Source organism: Daejeonella rubra (assembly GCF_900103545.1).
Lineage (GTDB): Bacteria > Bacteroidota > Bacteroidia > Sphingobacteriales > Sphingobacteriaceae > Daejeonella > Daejeonella rubra.
Map to the genome: position 1 here is coordinate 58,101 of NZ_FNHH01000008.1, position 17,805 is coordinate 75,905.

The 17,805-nt window shown below is 39.4% G+C and carries 17 protein-coding genes; 6 read left to right on the forward strand and 11 right to left on the reverse strand.

All coding sequences use genetic code 11. The features are described 5' to 3' along the window. The first annotated feature begins 3 nt into the window (after positions 1-3). Positions 4-771: an exodeoxyribonuclease III gene (locus BLR27_RS07665; RefSeq protein ID WP_090703121.1), complete on the forward strand. Its 768-nt coding sequence runs from the start codon at positions 4-6 to the stop codon at positions 769-771. Here the strand turns inward: BLR27_RS07665 and BLR27_RS07670 are convergent, their stop codons facing one another. The 7 genes from BLR27_RS07670 to BLR27_RS07700 all read right to left on the reverse strand — a co-directional run bounded on the left by BLR27_RS07670 (position 772) and on the right by BLR27_RS07700 (position 7,364). Beyond that, entirely contained in the window at positions 772-1,398 is a 627-nt protein-coding gene (locus BLR27_RS07670) for a 5-formyltetrahydrofolate cyclo-ligase (RefSeq protein WP_245704471.1), read from the reverse strand. 104 nt (positions 1,399-1,502) lie between these two features. Next, a complete protein-coding gene (gene efp, locus BLR27_RS07675) occupies positions 1,503-2,063 on the reverse strand; it encodes an elongation factor P (RefSeq protein WP_090703124.1) in 561 nt (186 codons plus the stop codon). Positions 2,064-2,166: 103 nt separating this feature from the next. After that, positions 2,167-2,784 carry an ABC transporter ATP-binding protein gene (locus tag BLR27_RS07680; RefSeq protein WP_090703127.1) on the reverse strand — a complete coding sequence of 206 codons (618 nt, stop codon included), beginning with the start codon at positions 2,782-2,784 and terminating at the stop codon, positions 2,167-2,169. 25 nt (positions 2,785-2,809) lie between these two features. Further along, the gene (gene lpxA, locus BLR27_RS07685; protein ID WP_090703131.1) at positions 2,810-3,595 is read right to left on the reverse strand and encodes an acyl-ACP--UDP-N-acetylglucosamine O-acyltransferase; all 786 of its coding nucleotides are present in this window, start codon (positions 3,593-3,595) and stop codon (positions 2,810-2,812) included. Beyond that, entirely contained in the window at positions 3,592-5,004 is a 1,413-nt protein-coding gene (locus BLR27_RS07690; protein WP_090703134.1) for a bifunctional UDP-3-O-[3-hydroxymyristoyl] N-acetylglucosamine deacetylase/3-hydroxyacyl-ACP dehydratase, read from the reverse strand. Before BLR27_RS07690 ends, lpxA begins: the two co-directional genes overlap by 4 nt. Before the next feature lie 28 nt (positions 5,005-5,032). Further along, the gene (gene lpxD, locus BLR27_RS07695) at positions 5,033-6,070 is read right to left on the reverse strand and encodes a UDP-3-O-(3-hydroxymyristoyl)glucosamine N-acyltransferase (protein ID WP_090703137.1); all 1,038 of its coding nucleotides are present in this window, start codon (positions 6,068-6,070) and stop codon (positions 5,033-5,035) included. A 58-nt stretch (positions 6,071-6,128) separates the two neighbouring features. Next, on the reverse strand, positions 6,129-7,364 hold the full coding sequence (locus tag BLR27_RS07700; protein ID WP_090703140.1) for an HD domain-containing protein: 1,236 nt from the start codon (positions 7,362-7,364) through the stop codon (positions 6,129-6,131). Positions 7,365-7,458: 94 nt separating this feature from the next. Between BLR27_RS07700 and porX the strand changes: the two genes are divergently transcribed. The 4 genes from porX (at position 7,459) to BLR27_RS07720 (ending at position 11,415) form a co-directional block, all read left to right on the forward strand. Further along, positions 7,459-9,012, forward strand: a complete 1,554-nt coding sequence (gene porX / locus BLR27_RS07705) for a T9SS response regulator signal transducer PorX (RefSeq protein ID WP_090703143.1) — start codon at positions 7,459-7,461, stop codon at positions 9,010-9,012. 21 nt (positions 9,013-9,033) lie between these two features. Further along, entirely contained in the window at positions 9,034-9,450 is a 417-nt protein-coding gene (gene tsaE, locus BLR27_RS07710; RefSeq protein ID WP_090703148.1) for a tRNA (adenosine(37)-N6)-threonylcarbamoyltransferase complex ATPase subunit type 1 TsaE, read from the forward strand. 76 nt (positions 9,451-9,526) lie between these two features. Next, the gene (locus BLR27_RS07715; protein ID WP_090703470.1) at positions 9,527-10,738 is read left to right on the forward strand and encodes an alanine dehydrogenase; all 1,212 of its coding nucleotides are present in this window, start codon (positions 9,527-9,529) and stop codon (positions 10,736-10,738) included. Next, positions 10,738-11,415 carry a M15 family metallopeptidase gene (locus BLR27_RS07720; protein ID WP_090703152.1) on the forward strand — a complete coding sequence of 226 codons (678 nt, stop codon included), beginning with the start codon at positions 10,738-10,740 and terminating at the stop codon, positions 11,413-11,415. The genes BLR27_RS07715 and BLR27_RS07720 overlap by 1 nt, the downstream gene beginning before the upstream one ends. Positions 11,416-11,432: 17 nt before the next feature. Here BLR27_RS07720 and BLR27_RS07725 read toward each other — a convergent pair whose 3' ends face one another. The 4 genes from BLR27_RS07725 to BLR27_RS07740 all read right to left on the reverse strand — a co-directional run bounded on the left by BLR27_RS07725 (position 11,433) and on the right by BLR27_RS07740 (position 14,780). After that, a complete protein-coding gene (locus BLR27_RS07725) occupies positions 11,433-12,455 on the reverse strand; it encodes an aminotransferase class I/II-fold pyridoxal phosphate-dependent enzyme (RefSeq protein ID WP_090703155.1) in 1,023 nt (340 codons plus the stop codon). A gap of 19 nt (positions 12,456-12,474) precedes the next feature. Then, positions 12,475-13,011, reverse strand: coding sequence for a SixA phosphatase family protein (locus tag BLR27_RS07730; protein ID WP_090703158.1), 537 nt, complete (start codon positions 13,009-13,011; stop codon positions 12,475-12,477). A 134-nt stretch (positions 13,012-13,145) separates the two neighbouring features. Then, positions 13,146-13,553 carry a hypothetical protein gene (locus BLR27_RS07735; RefSeq protein WP_090703161.1) on the reverse strand — a complete coding sequence of 136 codons (408 nt, stop codon included), beginning with the start codon at positions 13,551-13,553 and terminating at the stop codon, positions 13,146-13,148. 3 nt (positions 13,554-13,556) lie between these two features. Then, complete coding sequence (locus BLR27_RS07740) at positions 13,557-14,780, reverse strand: D-alanyl-D-alanine carboxypeptidase/D-alanyl-D-alanine-endopeptidase (protein WP_176767634.1); 1,224 nt, start codon at positions 14,778-14,780, stop codon at positions 13,557-13,559. A 514-nt stretch (positions 14,781-15,294) separates the two neighbouring features. On the opposite strand from BLR27_RS07740, the gene BLR27_RS07745 reads away from it, so the two are divergent. Beyond that, positions 15,295-17,805 (forward strand): zinc-dependent metalloprotease, encoded by a 2,511-nt coding sequence (locus BLR27_RS07745; RefSeq protein ID WP_245704472.1) that lies wholly within the window; start codon positions 15,295-15,297, stop codon positions 17,803-17,805.

Consider the following 17,805-nt stretch of genomic DNA (forward strand, 5'->3'; position numbering starts at 1 on the left):
TCAATGAAAATAATAACCTATAATGTAAATGGAATAAGGTCAGCATTTAGCAAAAATTGGCTGGAATGGTTGAAGGCCGCCAACCCAGATGTGATCTGTTTACAAGAAATTAAAGCTACACCTGATCAAATTACAGACCTGCTTTTACTCGAACAATTGGGATATGAACATTACTGGAATCCGGCTGAAAAAAAAGGTTATAGCGGCACAGCCATTTTTACCAAAATTACACCAAAACACGTTGAATACATTTCGGGCATGGATGATTATGACCGGGAAGGGCGAATAATCAGAGCCGATTTTGAAGGTGTGTCGGTCATGAGTACTTATTTCCCATCAGGATCAAGTGGTGAAGACAGACAGGATTTCAAATACCGCTTCTTAGAAGATTTTCAGGACTATTCCGATAAATTAAAGCTCGAATATCCCAATCTGGTGATATCAGGAGATTATAATATTTGCCATAAACCGATAGATATCCATAACCCCAAATCCAATGCGAATTCTTCAGGATTCCTGCCCGAAGAACGTGAATGGATGGAAAATTTTATGAAGAGCGGATATATCGACTCCTTCCGGCATTTTAATATCGAGCCCCATAATTATACCTGGTGGAGTTTCAGAGCAAATGCAAGAAATAAGAATCTGGGATGGCGGATCGATTATAATATGGTTTCTGAAGGGCTGCGTGATAAGCTTAAAAGAGCTGCAATCTTACCTGAAGCCAGACATTCTGACCATTGCCCCGTATTGCTGGAACTGGATCTGTAATCAGAACTCCCAGATCCTATCCGGGCAAATGCAGGAATCAAGTTTAATGTCAAACTCATTCAGATCGCTGATCTCATCAACCGGATCAAAGAAAGAAATTCCCATTTTTTGTACGTCGGGTCGGCAATTGCTTAGAAAACGATCGTAAAAACCCTTGCCATAACCTGCACGGTTGCCTTTTTTATCAAAGGCAAGTAAGGGGATGAAAACAAGGTCGATCTGATCATTTGAAATGATTTTGCCATGAATCGGCTCGGGAATATCAAATTTATTCCTTCCCAGAATGGTATATTCATGATCGTACAGGACATTCTCCATTTCAAGATTTTCGAAATTTGTCCTGGGAATGACTATTTGCAATTGCGGCTCGGCATGTTTAAAGTAATTCAAAATAGAAAAGGTGTCAACCTCATTATGCTTTCTTATGGGCATAAAAACATGAACCATCCTAAACTGAGACCAATCGATCCGTTTAATCTGATCCATCAGGTCATCCGTCAGCATCCAGTACCGCGAACGGGATATGCTCAGACGTTTGTCTAAAAATTGTTTTCGCAGAGTAGCTTTATCCACAATACGAATGTAAAAAACAATCTGATAATCAGTGAATAAAAGCTTCAGGATCAAAAATTTTACGAAAATTTTGCTTGATGTTTAGACCTAAAAACCCATGTAAAAAATAAACGGCCTCTTCACCTCTGAAAAGACCGTCCTATCAACCTAAAACTAAACTATTTAACTCTTTCGATGTAGTCGCCTGTACGGGTATCTACTCTTACTCTGTCTCCCTGATTTACGAAAAGTGGAACACGGATCTCGATGCCTGTTTCAACTGTTGCACTCTTTAATGCATTAGTCGAGGTATCACCTTTAACAGCAGGCTCAGTATATGTAATTTCCAGCTCCACATTTGAAGGTGCCTGTGCCATAATAGGCTCTTCACTCTCAAAGGAAACGATCACATTCATTCCTTCTTTCAGAAATCTTGCAGCAGATCCAAAAAGACTTTTCTCCACACTGAACTGCTCGAATGTTGTATTATCCATGATCACGAAATAATCACCCTCTTCATAAAGATATTGGTAATCACTCGTTTCAACACGGCAGATCTCTACCTGTTCGTCAGTACCTAATCTTGCTTCAACAATTTTTCCGCTACGGATATTACGAAGTTTACCAATGTAAAAAGCACCTCCCTTACCGGGTGTACGGTGAATAATTTCTTCTACAGTCACTAATTCGCCGTTGTAGCGTAAAATATTTCCTGATTTAATTTCTGACGCTTTTGCCATTACAATATTGGATTATTTCGAGGTGCAAAGATACGGGCATTTTATTAAAATTCCAAAGGAAAACAGATGCCCGGGAGCAGTTCAGGCGCAGGATTTTTATACCTTATTTATAATCTGCAATGTTTAGACGGTTCCTGCAAAAACTATATTCCTGCTCCTGATTTGAACAGATTATGACCAGACGGTCGGATGATAGGTTTGAAGCCAATGAAAGGTACCATTCAAGGCCCTGCTGATCCAGATTAGAAGCTGGTTCATCCAGTAATAATAAGTCTGTATCCGAACAGAAGGCCAATGCAAGTTTAACCCGCTGTTTCATGCCCGAAGAAAAATATTTTATAGCCTTGAATTCTGAATTCTTCAAACCCAGGAGTTCAATGACACTCTTCCTGTCAAAATCCTTATGATATTTCTTAAAACGGAAATGAAAGTCGATGAGTTCTGTAAGTGTAAACTCCTCAATCAATTCAAGATACGGTGCAGCCATACTCAGGTTTATGAAAACCTTTTCCTGATCGATCACTTTATCACCCTTCAAGTAGCTGATCTTTCCTTCAGAACTGCTCAGGCTGCCTGATATAACTTGTAATAAGGTTGATTTACCTGCCCCATTGGCACCTAGAATAGCGTAAGAGTTACCGCTTCCAAATTCATAATTTATATCCCTGAAAATCCATTCGCGGTTAAATCGGCGTCCAATGTGCTCCAGGCTGATCTTCATATAGGCTATAAATATGGATCAGGTATTAGGAATTACCAAAACCTTTCATAACACCTCTGTTTGAATTACGGATAAAATCAAGGATTTCATCACGGATCTCAGTAGGTTCACGTTCGGTTTCAATAATATCAAGAGCCCTGCTAATATTTAGTTTTTTCAGGAAGATGGTCCGGTAAATATCCTGGATCTCATTGATCTGCTCAGAAGAAAATCCTCTGCGTCGTAATCCAACAGAATTTATTCCAACATAAGATAAAGGTTCACGACCGGCCTTGGTATAAGGTGGAACATCTTTACGAACCAATGAGCCTCCCGAAATTATCGAGTGGGCACCAATTGAAACGAACTGATGAACTGCAGAAGCCCCGCCAATAAAGGCAAAATCCTGAACCTCAATATGTCCGGCCAACTGCACCGAGTTGGCGATGATCACATTATTTCCAATGATACAATCATGGGCAACGTGAACATAAGCCATTAGCAGACAGTTAGAGCCAATAGTTGTTGTGTTTTTATCAAGTGCGGTTCCGCGGTTTAAGGTCACGCATTCGCGGATGATCGTATTATCACCTATAGTTACCGTTGAAGCCTCACCTTTATACTTCATGTCCTGAGGCGGAGCTGAAACAACTGCACCCGGAAAAATGCGACAATTTTTCCCGATACGGGCACCATCCATAATAGTTACATTCGATCCAATCCAGGTACCCTCGCCAATGACAACGTCTTTGTAAATGGTTACAAATGGTTCGATTACCACATTTTCGGCAATTTTTGCCTGAGGGTGTATATATGCTAAGGGTTGAATCATACGCTTGCTTCGCTTTCTTTAACTCTGATTATTTGTGCCATCATCTCTGCTTCAACCACAACTTTTTCGCCAACCATACCAACACCTTTCATCTGGCATATTCCTCTGCGGATAGGCTCCATCAGATCACAGCGGAAAATTATGGTGTCTCCAGGTAAAACTTGTGCCCGGAATCTTACTTTATCAATCTTTAAAAAATAGGTCAGATAATTACGTGGATCAGGTACAGTGCTCAGGACTAAAATTCCACCTGTTTGCGCCATAGCCTCAATCTGAATTACTCCCGGTAAAACAGGAGCACCCGGAAAATGACCTTTAAAGAATTCCTCATTCATTGTAACGTTTTTCACACCAACCACATGAGTTTTTGAAAGCTCAAGGATTTTATCAATGAACAAAAACGGTTGTCTGTGAGGCAGAATATTCATGATCTGTACTACATCGTATAATGGCGTAGCATTGGGGTTATAGATCTGTATATGCTTTTTACTTTTTTCTTTTTTTATCTGTGCCTTGATCTTCCTGGCAAAGGCAATATTAGCAGCATGACCAGGTCTGGCAGCCATAATATGACCCTTCAGGGGTACTCCAACAAGGGCAAGATCCCCGATCATATCCAGCAGTTTATGCCGGGCAGGCTCATTCTGATGACGGAGTTCAATATTATTTAAAATACCTTCTCTGGCCACATCAATATCATCGCGGTTAAAGAGCTTCGCAAGATTTTTTAATTCTTCCTTACTAACCTGCTTATCAACCACTACAATGGCATTATTCAGATCGCCACCTTTGATCAGGTTATGCTTCAAAAGCATCTCCAGTTCATGAAGAAAACAAAAAGTACGGCAGGATGCTATTTCTTTCTTGAACTCTGATAATGTTGTGATCGCTGCATGCTGACTACCCAAAACAGGTGAATTATAGTCGATCATGCAGGTAAAACGATAATCATCCAATGGCATAGCCACCATCTCAACCTTACGATCAGGCTCTGAGTAATGTATATTATGCGGTATGCTATAGTATTCACGATAGGCTTCCTGATCAACAAATCCTACTTTTTCAAGTGCTTCTACAAACATGATCGAGCTTCCATCCATAATTGGAATTTCGGGTCCATCAAGTTCAATGATCACATTATCAACCTCGGTGCCTACAAGGCTGGCTAATACATGCTCAACAGTATTTACGCTTGCCCCATTCTGACTGATCGTGGTACCACGAGAGGTATCCGTAACATTATCAACATCCGCATCAATGATAGGTGAACCCGGAAGATCGATACGCTTAAACTTATACCCATGATTTTCAGGTGCCGGTTTAAAGGTCATAGTGGCCGACTGACCCGTATGTAAACCAACTCCAGTTACAGAAAATTCAGATTTAATTGTTCTTTGTTTTACATTCATAGCATTGACTTGTACAGCCTGAAACTGATCACAATAAACGTTCTTTAATTATATTCTCAAGCTCTTCTATTCTCTTTTCAAGATCAGGTAAACGCCTGGTTACCACCTGTACCTTTAAAGAATCTCTGAACGATGTTAAGGGAACACCGTTCCAGCTCATATTCTCTTCTTTTATTGTATTATTGACACCCGATTTTGCTCCGATATTACTCCCGTTAGCAATACTAATATGCCCCACGATACCTACTTGTCCACCAATAATACAGTTTTCACCGATCTTGGTGCTTCCGGAAATTCCGGTTTGAGCCGCAATCACTGTATTTGCTCCAATTTCAACATTATGAGCGATCTGTATAAGATTATCCAGTTTAACACCTTTACGGATAATGGTAGAGCCCATAGTAGCCCTGTCAATAGTTGTATTCGATCCAATTTCTACGTCATCTTCAATAATGACATTACCAATCTGACTGACCTTCTTGTATGAGCCTTCTGTACCTTTAACAAATCCAAAACCATCGCCTCCGATAATAGCTCCGGAATGTATGATCACATTATCACCAATAGTACAATTGAAATATACATTAACTCCGGCATATAAAGTGACATTCTTACCCACAACCACGTTATCTGCAAGGTAGGTATTCGGATAGATCTTGCTACCATCGCCAACCTTTACATTGGGGCCGATATAAGCAAGGGCACCGATAAATACATCCTTACCAAGGATTGCAGTTGGGTGAATAAAACTTGGTGTCTCAACACCGCTTTTCTTCGATTTTATAAGTTCGTCATACTTTTCCAACAGGACTGAAAATGCACTGTAAGCGTTCTTAACCCTAATCAGGGTAGCCTTTACGGGATGCGAAGGAATAAAATCATCATTTACGATAATTACAGAAGCCCCTGAATTGTAAACAAATTGCTCATACTTGGAATTGGCAAGAAAAGATAATGAGCCCTCACTAGCCTCCTCTATCTTAGATAGCTGATTTACTGTCACCTCAGGATCACCTTCTATAGTTCCCTCAAGTAATATTCCAATCTGATGTGCAGTTAATTGCATCTCACAAATTTATGTGTTATTAGTTAACGAACAAATTTTGAAATTATTCGCTTGTCTGTTAATTGACATTTTTCAATTCCTTAATATAACAAAGTATGTATTTCTGTACAGTTCTAGCCAATGCCTCCAGATTTGAATTGTCTGATGCCTTGGCAATATCCTGAATAGACCCATCTTTCATCAATATTTTAATACTTCCATCACCCACACTATAAGCCTTATTTTTTATTGTATCTGTAAATACGAAATATGAGGTGTCATCATCTGAAATTTCATATTCATCCGTAACTTTATCTGCCAGGTCGTTTATCTTTTCGATTGACGGAGGATCATTCGTGATTTCTACCTGATACAAATTCCTGCTGATCAGGTGGGAACAAAGTGTTGAGAGAATAAGATCCTCATCATTCACCCAAACCTTTATTGATGTAAATATATCGTTATCATCAAGCTTTGTGAACCTTTCAATATTACGGGGGTCATTTTTAAACTCTTCCCTGCTTATGGAGTTCTTCAAAAAATAAGAAAAACAGGGACTAGCGAATAAGTTTCTTCCTTCACCAGACAATTCTTTTGCCCTTTCCAAAATTTTAACAAGCATTTGCTCGGCAGCAATAACGGTTTTATGAAGGTAGACCTGCCAATACATCAGCCTGCGGGCGATCAAAAATTTCTCAATGGAATAAATACCTTTTTCTTCAACAACTAACTGGTCATCGACTACATCCAGCATTTTTATTATTCGGTCGAAACTTATCACACCTTCAGAAACTCCTGTAAAAAAGCTATCCCTGTTCAAATAATCCATCCTGTCAAGGTCTAATTGCCCCGAAACCAACTGATAAAGAAATTTCTTATGATATCGTTTATTGAATATATCCAGAGCTAGTCCAAGCCTTCCGTCAAACTCGCGGTTCAGATTGTCCATTAAGAGCGTTGAAATATGTTCATGCGAAACTCCATCCACAATAGTATGCTCCAGGGCATGAGAAAAAGGACCATGACCGATATCATGAAGTAAAATTGCAATCGTAACAGCCTCTTCTTCTTGATATGAAATTGCCTGTCCCTTACTTTTTATGGTATCTAAGGCAAGGCTCATCAGATGCATGGCACCTAATGCATGATGAAAACGCGTGTGTAATGCTCCCGGATATACCAGATGAGTCATTCCGAGTTGTTTGATATAGCGCAGGCGCTGTACATAAGGATGCTGGATCAGATCATACACCAGATCGGATGGGATGGTGATGAAACCGTAAACAGGATCATTTATTATTTTCTTCTTATTCAAGATGTGAACCTTAAGGCACAAAAATTGTTATTTTTAATGACAATTGAACGTATAAATATTTCGATGGCCTAATATTTGCTAAATTTACTTTGAAATGCAGGAAACAAACATATTATGGGCCGACGATGAAATCGACCTGTTAAAACCACATATACTCTTTCTGAATGAAAAAGGATACAAGATCAAAACCGTTACCAACGGAAACGATGCTTTAGACTGTTTCAAAAAAGAAAACTTCGACCTGGTGTTTCTGGATGAAAACATGCCTGGATTAACAGGACTTGAAACTCTTGCCAGAATAAAAACCATTGATCCGGATATTCCAATCGTGCTCATAACAAAAAATGAGGAAGAATACATGATGGAAGATGCAATTGGTTTTAAGATCGACGACTATCTGATCAAACCGGTTAATCCGAAACAGATCCTTCTGACTATAAAGAAACTGATTGATAATAAACGTCTGATCAGCGAAAAGACATCTATGGCTTATCGTCAGGATTTCAGGACCCTGGGTATGACCATTAATGAAAACCTGAATTTTTCAGAATGGATTGATTTTTATAAAAAACTGGTTTATTGGGAGCTTTCACTCGAAAAGCTGGAAGATGAGGGTATGCACGAAATATTAACAGTGCAAAAATCAGAGGCCAATGTACAGTTTTCGAAATTCATTGAAAATAACTATTTGAAGTGGATTAAAGATCCTGAGTCGGGACCAATAACATCTAATCAACTATTTGTGAAAAAGGTTTTTCCGATAATGGAAGCACAGAAACCAACCTTTTTTATCCTGATAGACAATCTGAGGTATGATCAGTGGAAAATGATCAATTCATTATTAATGGATTATTACCGCATCGACGAAGAAGACACCTATTACAGCATTTTACCTACTGCAACCCAATACGCCAGAAATTCTATTTTTTCAGGATTAATGCCTTTGGAAATGGAGCGTCGTTTTCCGGATATGTGGCAAAATGATGAAGATGAGGGTGGGAAAAATCTATTTGAAGAAAAATTTCTTGCCGATCAGATACAAAGGGTCATGCGTAAGGACTGCAAACATTCATATAATAAGATCCTGACTTTTGAGCAGGGGAAAAATATTAATGAGAACATCAACAACTTAATGGGCAATGATCTGAATGTGATCGTCTATAACTTTGTGGATATGTTATCTCATGCACGAACTGATATGGCCATGATCAGAGAGCTGGCAAATGATGAAGCAGCGTACAGGTCATTGACACTTTCATGGTTTGAACATTCGCCACTTCTGGATATGTTAAAAAAACTATCTCAGAAAAACATTAAACTGATCATAACCACTGACCATGGAACGATACGGGTAAAACATCCAAGTAAAGTTATCGGCGACAGGAACACCAATTCTAATTTAAGGTATAAACAAGGGAAAAACCTCAATTTTAATTCAAAAGAGGTGTTCCACATCAAGAATCCGCATGATGCCATGCTTCCCAAACTGCACATGAGTTCCAGTTTTATTTTTGCTAAAGAGGATGGTTATTTTGTGTACCCGAATAACTACAACCACTTTGTCAATTATTTTAATGAAACCTTCCAGCATGGTGGTATTTCTATGGAAGAAATGATCGTTCCTTTCGTAACCTATAGCCCAAAATAATTCTTTGTTTATTTTTGAGCCATGGAAATTCTGATCGATCAAGAAAACGAGCTGCCAGCTGCAGCCTCTGCACTGCTCAAATTTGCCGGAAACGAAAAAATATTTTTGTTTGAGGGCGAGATGGGCGCGGGAAAAACTACCCTGATCAAATCACTATGCCTTCAATTGGGCATGATTGATAATGTGAGCAGTCCCACTTATTCAATCGTCAATGAATATGTTTTCCCGGAAGGGAAAATTTACCATTTTGACTTCTTTCGAATTAAAGATGAATCCGAAGCATTTGATATTGGCTTTGAAGAATACCTGATGTCAGGTGAATACTGTTTTATCGAATGGCCAGAAATGATCGCAGGTCTGTGGCCGGAACATTTCATAGAAATAAAAGTAGTTGAGGCTGAAACCGGAATCAGGAAAATTTCTGCCCATAAAATATAAAACAGATTTAATCTGAATTTAGAATCACCCAGTTTTTAAAAATTTCGTACCTTCCAATCCCTTATTGAAACACATGATGAGTGAATTGTCAGACATTGCAAAACAGGCCATGATACAGCCGCAAGAGGCGATGTCAGAGGTTAAAAACAAAAAGAACAGCCTTTATATAGGAATTCCCAAGGAAACCTCTTTTCAGGAAAATAGAATAGCACTTACCCCCTTATCTGTGGGCTTGCTCGTACAGAATGGCCATGAAGTAGTTATTGAGGCCGGTGCCGGACTCGCTGCAAACTTTAATGACAATCATTTCAGCGAACAGGGAGCTATGATAGTTTATGATAAGAAGGAGGTTTATAAAGCCGACCTCATCATTAAAATAGCTCCACCAACTGAGGATGAAGTATCCATGATGAAAATGGGTCAGGTATTGTTCTCTGCACTGCAAATGTCAACCATAAAAGTAGAGTTTCTTCAATCATTGATGAAAAAGAACATCACAGCCCTTTCATTTGAATATCTTCGTGATGAAGGCAATGTTTTGAGTGTGGTGAGGGCAATGAGTGAAATTGTTGGCGCCACTTCAGTGTTAATAGCTGCCGAATACCTGAGTAATGTTTTTGAAGGGAAGGGACTAATGCTGGGAGGTATAACAGGAGTTCCACCTACAGAAATAGTTATTTTGGGTGCTGGAACCGTAGGCGAATATGCAGCAAGAACAGCACTAGCTTTAGGTGCCGAGGTGAAAGTTTTTGACAGTTCGATATATAAACTCCGCAGACTTCAGAATAATATCGGTAGCCGCGTCTTTACCTCAGTTATTCAACCTGTGGTTCTTCAAAAAGCACTTTGGTGCTGCGATGTAGCTATTGGTGCAATCCGTGCAGAGCATGGCAGAAGTCCTTGTATCGTTTCAGAGGAAACAGTGAGTAAAATGAAATCTAATTCTGTTATTATTGATGTTAGCATTGATCAGGGCGGATGTTTTGAAACCTCTAGAATCACCAATCATAAAGTTCCGACGTTTAGAAAGCATGATGTGATCCATTATTGTGTTCCTAATATTGCCTCCCGCGTTTCTCGTACAGCAACATATGCCCTAACCAATATTTTTACCCCTATTCTGCTTGAAATTGGTGAAATGGGCGGAATTATGAACCTCATCTGGGAAAGACCTGGAATTCGGAACGCTATTTATCTTTATCAGGGTAAGCTGACCAATAAAGATCTTTCTGACCGTTTTAATATCCCCATGAAAGATCTGGATCTACTGATCGTATCCAACAGATAATGCGGAAACTCCTTTTATTATTCCTCCTTTTTGTCTCACTTGAGACACAGGCACAGAAAAGTAATCCTTTTGGGTTGCTGATCATTAATGATATGGCTGCTTACAAAGAATCTGTTCAGGCGGATATGAATAAGGAGCTCGTTGAAATAAAGAAACTTATTCCCAATATAAAATTGGATATCCGCTATGCCGGAAGAAATAACTTTGCGAAACAAGCAGTATACAAACAGGCCAGGGCATTCGCCAGGCTTCCGGTAGCTGAGGCACTCAGGAAAGTTCAGAATGACTTAAATAAACTGGGTTTTGGCCTGAAGATCTTTGACGGATACCGTCCTTACAGTGTAACGGTAAAATTCTTTGATATAGCTTCCGATAAAAGTTTTGTTGCCAACCCCAAAGACGGATCAAGACATAATCGCGGATGTGCCATTGATCTGACTTTGATCAACCTCCGTACTGGAAAAGAATTAGAAATGCCAACACCTTATGACAGCTTCGCTCCTGAAGCGGCCTCGGATTTCAATGACCTGCCTCCAGCGGTCATCCAAAACAGGGAATTGCTGCGTTCCACAATGGAGAAAAACGGCTTCAGAGTTCTGAAAAATGAATGGTGGCATTTTGATTTCAATGGCTGGAAAAGCTTCGAGATCATGGATATTCCCTTTGAAGATCTCTAAAGAATTTTATAAATTAATTAGCCTTTAGGGGCATTTGCTCCGTTGATCGCATTTGCAAGAATTTCAAGGTCTTCTCTTTGATGATTACTACTCAGCACAATTCTATTTAGTGACTTTCCTTTGGGATCGGGATATGGAAATGATGAAATATTAATACCATTTTTTAGTAGCACAGAGGCAGCTGCATCATCCTTCAACAAGAACACTGGAAAATCATTGATGAAAAATAGCCCGGAACCGGCATTCAGCAGATCCGTAAATAGTCTAAGGTTCATGCGTAGCTTTTTCAGTTCATTCTTATAGATCTCCTCTGAGTTAACAAAAGCATAAAGCATTCCTGGTGAGGGTGGTGAACTTCCTGCATAAACAGGGGAGCTTCTGAACTGCTCAATCATTGAAAAGTTCCCAAGAATAAGGCCCGCATCAACACCAAGTGCCTTTGCCATTGATGCAATCACTATTTTCTGAACATTTGGAAGTACTGGTATCCGGGAGTATGCCCCTTGACCCTGATCGCCTACTATTCCAATTCCATGGGAATCATCTACCAAAATGATGACTCTTTTATGCGGGTCAATCCGATGCAGCCAATTAAAATCATAGATCTCCGGTATCAAATTATTCAATGAATTACTGATGATCAGACTTGGTAGGTCGGAGCTATTGATTTGAACTATTACCTGCTCCACCCAGTCGCTGAATTTCATTTTGGGAGCTGCGGGAATTCCCAGCCATAAAGCAGGATGCGTTTCAGGAGCATAGATCAACTGGTGGCTTGCAAAATATTGCTGAACTACCAGCTGAGCTGCCAGGTATCCGCTGGATACAATGATGGCATCCTCTGCTTCAAACCTTTTTGCTGCCGTCTTCTCTGCGATCGAAAAAATATCTAAAGTAATATTGTTATTCCTTGAAGCGCCATGGTTCACTCCATAAAGTTCCATGCCTTTAATAACCAATTGTCTAAAACTTTCATTTCCTGGCATGCCTAAATAGGCGGTGCCTCCAAAAAAGAGTGTGCTTGTACTGCCTGTATCCATTCTAATTCCCGGGCCTTTATTATTTTAAAACAGAACTACGATGTTGCTTTCCATACTGCTCCACATTCAGTGCTGCCTTGCCCATATTGTCAATCTTTAATATAAAGAAAAAATCATAGTCTTCATCGGTCAATGCTGGTAGTGGTCGGGTAGCGCCAAAAGCTTCAACAAGTTCCAGGACCGTATTCGAATGCCCAACGATCAGTATCCTGCGGTTTTTATACTTTGTTTTTATAAGATCAGATATTGCCTTAAAATTGTGACCGTCATATTCCTGAATATTGATCCCATTATTTTTGGCTACTTCAGCTCCGGTTTGACCGGTCCTTTTATACTTAGTGGAAAATACAGCATCAAGCTTTTCATTCTTAAGTTTTTCAGCCAGATCTGCTGCTCTTAACTTCCCTTCAGCACTCAATTCGGGATCTTGATTTTTAGGATCGCTTATATCCTTTTCGGCATGCCTGACAATATAAATTGTTGTGCTGCCCGGAAGTGCAATACCACAACCGATTGAACATACTAACAGGACAAGTACGATAAGGATTTTTTTCATTTTTCTTAGTTAAGACCTTTGAGCTGATTTCAGAATTTTATTTCAGACAATTTTTAAATTTATTAAAAGAGTTCAATAAGAACCCTATATCAGGGGCTTTTATAAATTCAATTGCCGAGATCTATCCCAACTATTTAAATCTTTATCGTTTCAGGTCCTGAAATTTTACTGACATGACAGATGCATAAACCACCCCCAATAACAAATTCAGCCTGAATTTTAGTATTGTTTTTTGGATTGGTTGCCGAAACCAGGACAATATCGCCTTTCTCAGAAAGCTCTTTTAAATCTGCATCGCTGGCTACTACATAAAGTCCCTGTACAACCATATCAGTATTTGGGGTCATTGAACGGCCTGTGCGCTTGTTTACTGTGGAATAATCTTTTACTATCTGAGCATTTCCAGAATCATCAATGAACTTTACGGTTACCATTCGGAATTCCATGGTGCAGGCCCTATCTTCACATACGATAGGATCAGAACTTGAACAGGAAACAAGAAACAGGCATAGGATTAAAAATATATTTTGCAGTCTTTTCATCGCTTAATAGTTTTGATTAATAAAGGTTACAATTCTTTCCATTTCAGATCTTACATCAGCTGTAGACACTGTATAGTTATTATTCATAAAGGAGAAAATAAGCTTTTTTCCTTTTCGGGTGACCAGGTATCCACTTAGATTGTGATTATTTGAAAGGCTTCCTGTTTTGGCAAATACAAAAGGTCTGTCAGATTTATAAAGGTTTTTCAAAGTACCGGTCTTACCACCCTGTGGCAAGAGATCGAATAGCCTGTTCTCATCTCCAACTTCATCATAGATCTTTTCACAAAGCCTTACCATACTGCGTGGAGTAAACAAATTCTGTCTGGAAAGGCCAGATCCATCCACCCATTGCACTTTATCATGCAGATCAGACAAATAGTTCTTGATTACATAATCGATGACTACTGAAGTATTCATTTCCATCCCATTTGTTGCTGCAATATTTAATAAGATCTGCTCAGCAATAAAATTATCACTCGGCAATAGCATATGCCGAAAAAGTGTATCTGTTGGTATACTATACCATGTTTTAGTATTTACGGGCTTTTTAAGTGAAAGGCTGCCCGAAAAGGCTGGAATGTTTTGTTTTAATAATTTGCTGATCAATTCATCTGATACCTTAAAAGGAACCGTCTGGCTGAAGCCGGAAGGAACCGAAATATTGGATTTATGAAATTCATTACTTAGGATATTACGCTTTACTCGAAATCTCCCTGAATTAATTACCGAATCAGTAAGGAGTGTAAATACACCTCCGGAGTTGAATTCAGGATAACTGTGTAAAGCATTGTTCGAACTCCTGAAATAAATGGAGTTTCCATAAACCGGTAGCTCAGACATTTCCGGCTGATAATATTCATTGTAATCATCATATGTCCAGCCAGCACCATAAAAATCGCCCGTAAATAAGCCATTTGCCCAGTAGAGCTTTTTTGCGGAAGAATTCAACTTTTGTACTATCCCTTGTTGTTTAAAATCCCGATTTAGGAAACTTGGGTCTGCAGTGCCCCAGAATATCAATGAGTCGCCCCGTTCAATATAACTCAAACCGGCAACCGAATCTTTTAAAAGCTTTAGACCAGCGTAAAATGTAAATAATTTGGTGTTCGATGCTGGTGTAAAATGCTTCTCGCTATTCTGCCCCCCTATCATTTTTCTCTTATCCAGGTCATACAAAGCGAAGCCGGTAAAATGTTCATTTAGAACTGCTGATCTCCTGATCATTTTAAGAATTTTTCCCGGCCGGATCGTTTTGGCTGTCAAATTCTCTAAACTCAATAGAGTAATTAGTACCCAAATCAAAGTCTTTATTTTCATTAGATTCGATTCTCTTTAATGTTTCTCCATCAACTATAAACAAGATCTTATTATCAGAGCCAATAGAATTCTATAAAAATAGAAAAGAATTACCTAAAGCTATTGACCGCTGAGAACTTAGGTTCACATATACCTGATAAAGAAGCTCAATTATAAACTAATTAATATCAGTACCAGATTTCAAACTACTGGAATTCTGATAAAACCAAAGAAAATAAAACTATGAAGGAACACCTGATCTAATCAAAATTCCGAATGCTCAATTTTGATAACAGGTCCAAATACAGTGTATTTGGGCTATATATCAGCCTATTTCACAGTTCTGTAATTTTATTATGATATACTGATAAATAATATTCAAAAGTCGGTTCAAATTCTAAATTTGTAGATTAGAATAAACTAACCCATTATAAAATTAACTATGGCAACAAAATTACGCAACATGCGGGTTGCTGCATTAGCAGCGCTTGTAATTGCATTTGGCTTGAATGACATACAAGCCCAGGATCGCAGAAAAAGTGATGCTCCGGCTCAGGATCCAGCTAAACCAACTACTCCGGCAACGCCGGCAACACCACCTAAACCGGGCATTAAGCCATATAAGGAGGTTATTACAGATAAGGCAAAGACAGATAAGGGACTTTTCAAAGTTCATCGTCTGGATGGAAAATATTTCTATGAGATTCCTGATTCACTGTTTAATCGTGAGATGTTGGTGGTTACCCGCTATGCAAAAACACCAACAGTTGACGGAACCTACGGTGGTGAAGAGTTAAATGAACAGATCTGGAAATGGCAAAAACGCGATAAACAGGTATTCATCCGTATCCCTTCTTACCGCAACATCGCCGGAGAAAAAACAGATATGTTTGAGTCCGTAAAAAACTCGAATCTGGAAGCCGTATTATCAGCCTTTGATATCAAAGCGATCAATAAGGATTCCAGCTCGGTGGTAATTGATGTGACTGAACTATTTTCAAAGGATGTTCAATCTCTTGGATTACCCCAGTCTCTGCGAACCCAGTATAAAATTACTACGATGGATGAGGCTCGTACCTATATTGATACGATCAAATCTTTCCCGATAAATATTGAAGTACGTTCTTTAAAAACATACCGGGCGACAGATGCTCCGGGCGACAAATCAATTGGTTCAATGACCGTTGAAATTCATAACTCTATGTTACTTTTACCCAAAAATCCTTACAAAGCGCGTTTTTCGGATGACAGAGTAGGGTTTTTCGGTCAAAGTCAAACCGATTATGGTCTTGACGCTCAAAAAGCACAGGTTACCAGATATATCCATCGCTGGAAACTGGAGCCAAAAGATCCTGAAGCTTATAAGCGTGGTGAATTGGTTGAACCCAAAAAACAGATCGTTTACTATATCGATCCTGCAACACCTGCAAAATGGAGACCTTACCTGATTGCAGGAGTTAAGGATTGGAATGCAGCATTTGAGGCGGCCGGATTTAAAAATGCGATCACTGCTCTTGAGGCACCTGCAAATGATCCTGATTGGTCACCTGAAGATGCGCGTTATTCTGTTATTCGTTATTTTGCTTCTAACATTGCCAACGCATACGGACCACATATTTCTGATCCGCGTTCCGGCGAAATTATGGAATCTGATATTGGTTGGTACCACAATGTGATGAACCTTGTACGTAACTGGTTCTTCGTTCAAACTGCAGCGATAAACCCGGATGCCCGTACTCCGAAGTTTAAGGATGAAGTAATGGGTCAATTGATCCGTTTTGTTTCATCCCATGAAGTTGGACACACTTTAGGACTTCCACATAACTTTGGTTCAAGTGTTGCATACCCTGTTGATTCCTTACGTTCACCTTCATTCACAAAAAGAATGGGCGGTACTGCACCTTCGATCATGGACTATGCCCGTTTCAACTATATTGCTCAACCAGGTGATGAAGGAGTTGTTTTATATCCTGGCATTGGTGACTACGACAAATGGGCTATCAAATGGGGTTATTCCTGGTTTGATAATCAAACACCTGAAGAAGAAGCAAAAACACTAAACAAGTGGACCATTGAAAGAGCCGGAAACCCTGTTTATTTCTATGGTCAGCAAACCGGTAATCCAATTGATCCGCGTGCTCAATCTGAAGATCTTGGCGATGATGCGGTAAAAGCATCACAGTACGGAATTGCTAATTTAAAGCGTATCCTTCCGAATATCGAAAAATGGACCTACGAAGAGGGAAAACCATACGATAACCTGAAGGAACTTTATGGAGAAGTACTTGGACAATGGAATCGCTATATGGGACATGTACGTTCAAATATTGGTGGAATCTATGAAAACGATAAAACCTACGAGCAAAAAGGTCCGGTTTACACGCATGTTGCTCAAGACAAACAAAAAACAGCCCTTAAGTTTATTAACGACCAGGCTTTTGTCACACCAAACTGGATGCTTGATCAGCAGGTATTAAATAAGTTTGATAATGCCGGGATAGTTGATCGCCTTAGAAGAACACAAGTTGGTGTTTTAAATGGAATACTTGACTTTTCACGTTTAAGCAGGGTGATAGATAATTCTGTGAAGAATGGAGCCAATGCTTATGATATGGGAGAATTACTTTCAGATCTTAGGAATGGTATCTGGTCTGAATTAAAGACAGGTGCCAATGTGGATACCTACCGTCGTAATTTGCAGAGAGCTTATATTGAAAGAATGTCTTATTTGTTGAATGAGAACGAAACTCCGGTTCCGCCTCAGTTTGCAGCTTTTGCAGGTCCGCAAATTGATGTATCCCAGTCAGATATTCGCCCTATGGCAAGACAGGAGCTTAAATTATTATCAGTTCAGGTTAAGTCTGCATTACCAAGATATTCTAGTCCGGTGATCAAATCACACCTGGAAGATGTGCTTGTTCGTATTGAAGAAGCCCTGGATCCAAAGAAATAA

Bases quoted from the DNA above. Each gene is read 5' to 3' on its own strand.
- BLR27_RS07715 (WP_090703470.1), top strand. From the start codon at position 9,527: ATGAGTGAATTGTCAGACATTGCAAAACAGGCCATGATACAGCCGCAA.
- BLR27_RS07735 (WP_090703161.1), bottom strand. From the start codon at position 13,553: ATGAAAAGACTGCAAAATATATTTTTAATCCTATGCCTGTTTCTTGTT.
- BLR27_RS07740 (WP_176767634.1), bottom strand. From the start codon at position 14,780: ATGATCAGGAGATCAGCAGTTCTAAATGAACATTTTACCGGCTTCGCT.
- BLR27_RS07745 (WP_245704472.1), top strand. From the start codon at position 15,295: ATGGCAACAAAATTACGCAACATGCGGGTTGCTGCATTAGCAGCGCTT.
- BLR27_RS07725 (WP_090703155.1), bottom strand. From the start codon at position 12,455: ATGGATACAGGCAGTACAAGCACACTCTTTTTTGGAGGCACCGCCTAT.
- tsaE (WP_090703148.1), top strand. From the start codon at position 9,034: ATGGAAATTCTGATCGATCAAGAAAACGAGCTGCCAGCTGCAGCCTCT.
- efp (WP_090703124.1), bottom strand. From the start codon at position 2,063: ATGGCAAAAGCGTCAGAAATTAAATCAGGAAATATTTTACGCTACAAC.
- lpxD (WP_090703137.1), bottom strand. From the start codon at position 6,070: ATGCAATTAACTGCACATCAGATTGGAATATTACTTGAGGGAACTATA.
- lpxA (WP_090703131.1), bottom strand. From the start codon at position 3,595: ATGATTCAACCCTTAGCATATATACACCCTCAGGCAAAAATTGCCGAA.
- BLR27_RS07720 (WP_090703152.1), top strand. From the start codon at position 10,738: ATGCGGAAACTCCTTTTATTATTCCTCCTTTTTGTCTCACTTGAGACA.
- BLR27_RS07680 (WP_090703127.1), bottom strand. From the start codon at position 2,784: ATGAAGATCAGCCTGGAGCACATTGGACGCCGATTTAACCGCGAATGG.
- BLR27_RS07730 (WP_090703158.1), bottom strand. From the start codon at position 13,011: ATGAAAAAAATCCTTATCGTACTTGTCCTGTTAGTATGTTCAATCGGT.
- BLR27_RS07665 (WP_090703121.1), top strand. From the start codon at position 4: ATGAAAATAATAACCTATAATGTAAATGGAATAAGGTCAGCATTTAGC.
- porX (WP_090703143.1), top strand. From the start codon at position 7,459: ATGCAGGAAACAAACATATTATGGGCCGACGATGAAATCGACCTGTTA.
- BLR27_RS07690 (WP_090703134.1), bottom strand. From the start codon at position 5,004: ATGAATGTAAAACAAAGAACAATTAAATCTGAATTTTCTGTAACTGGA.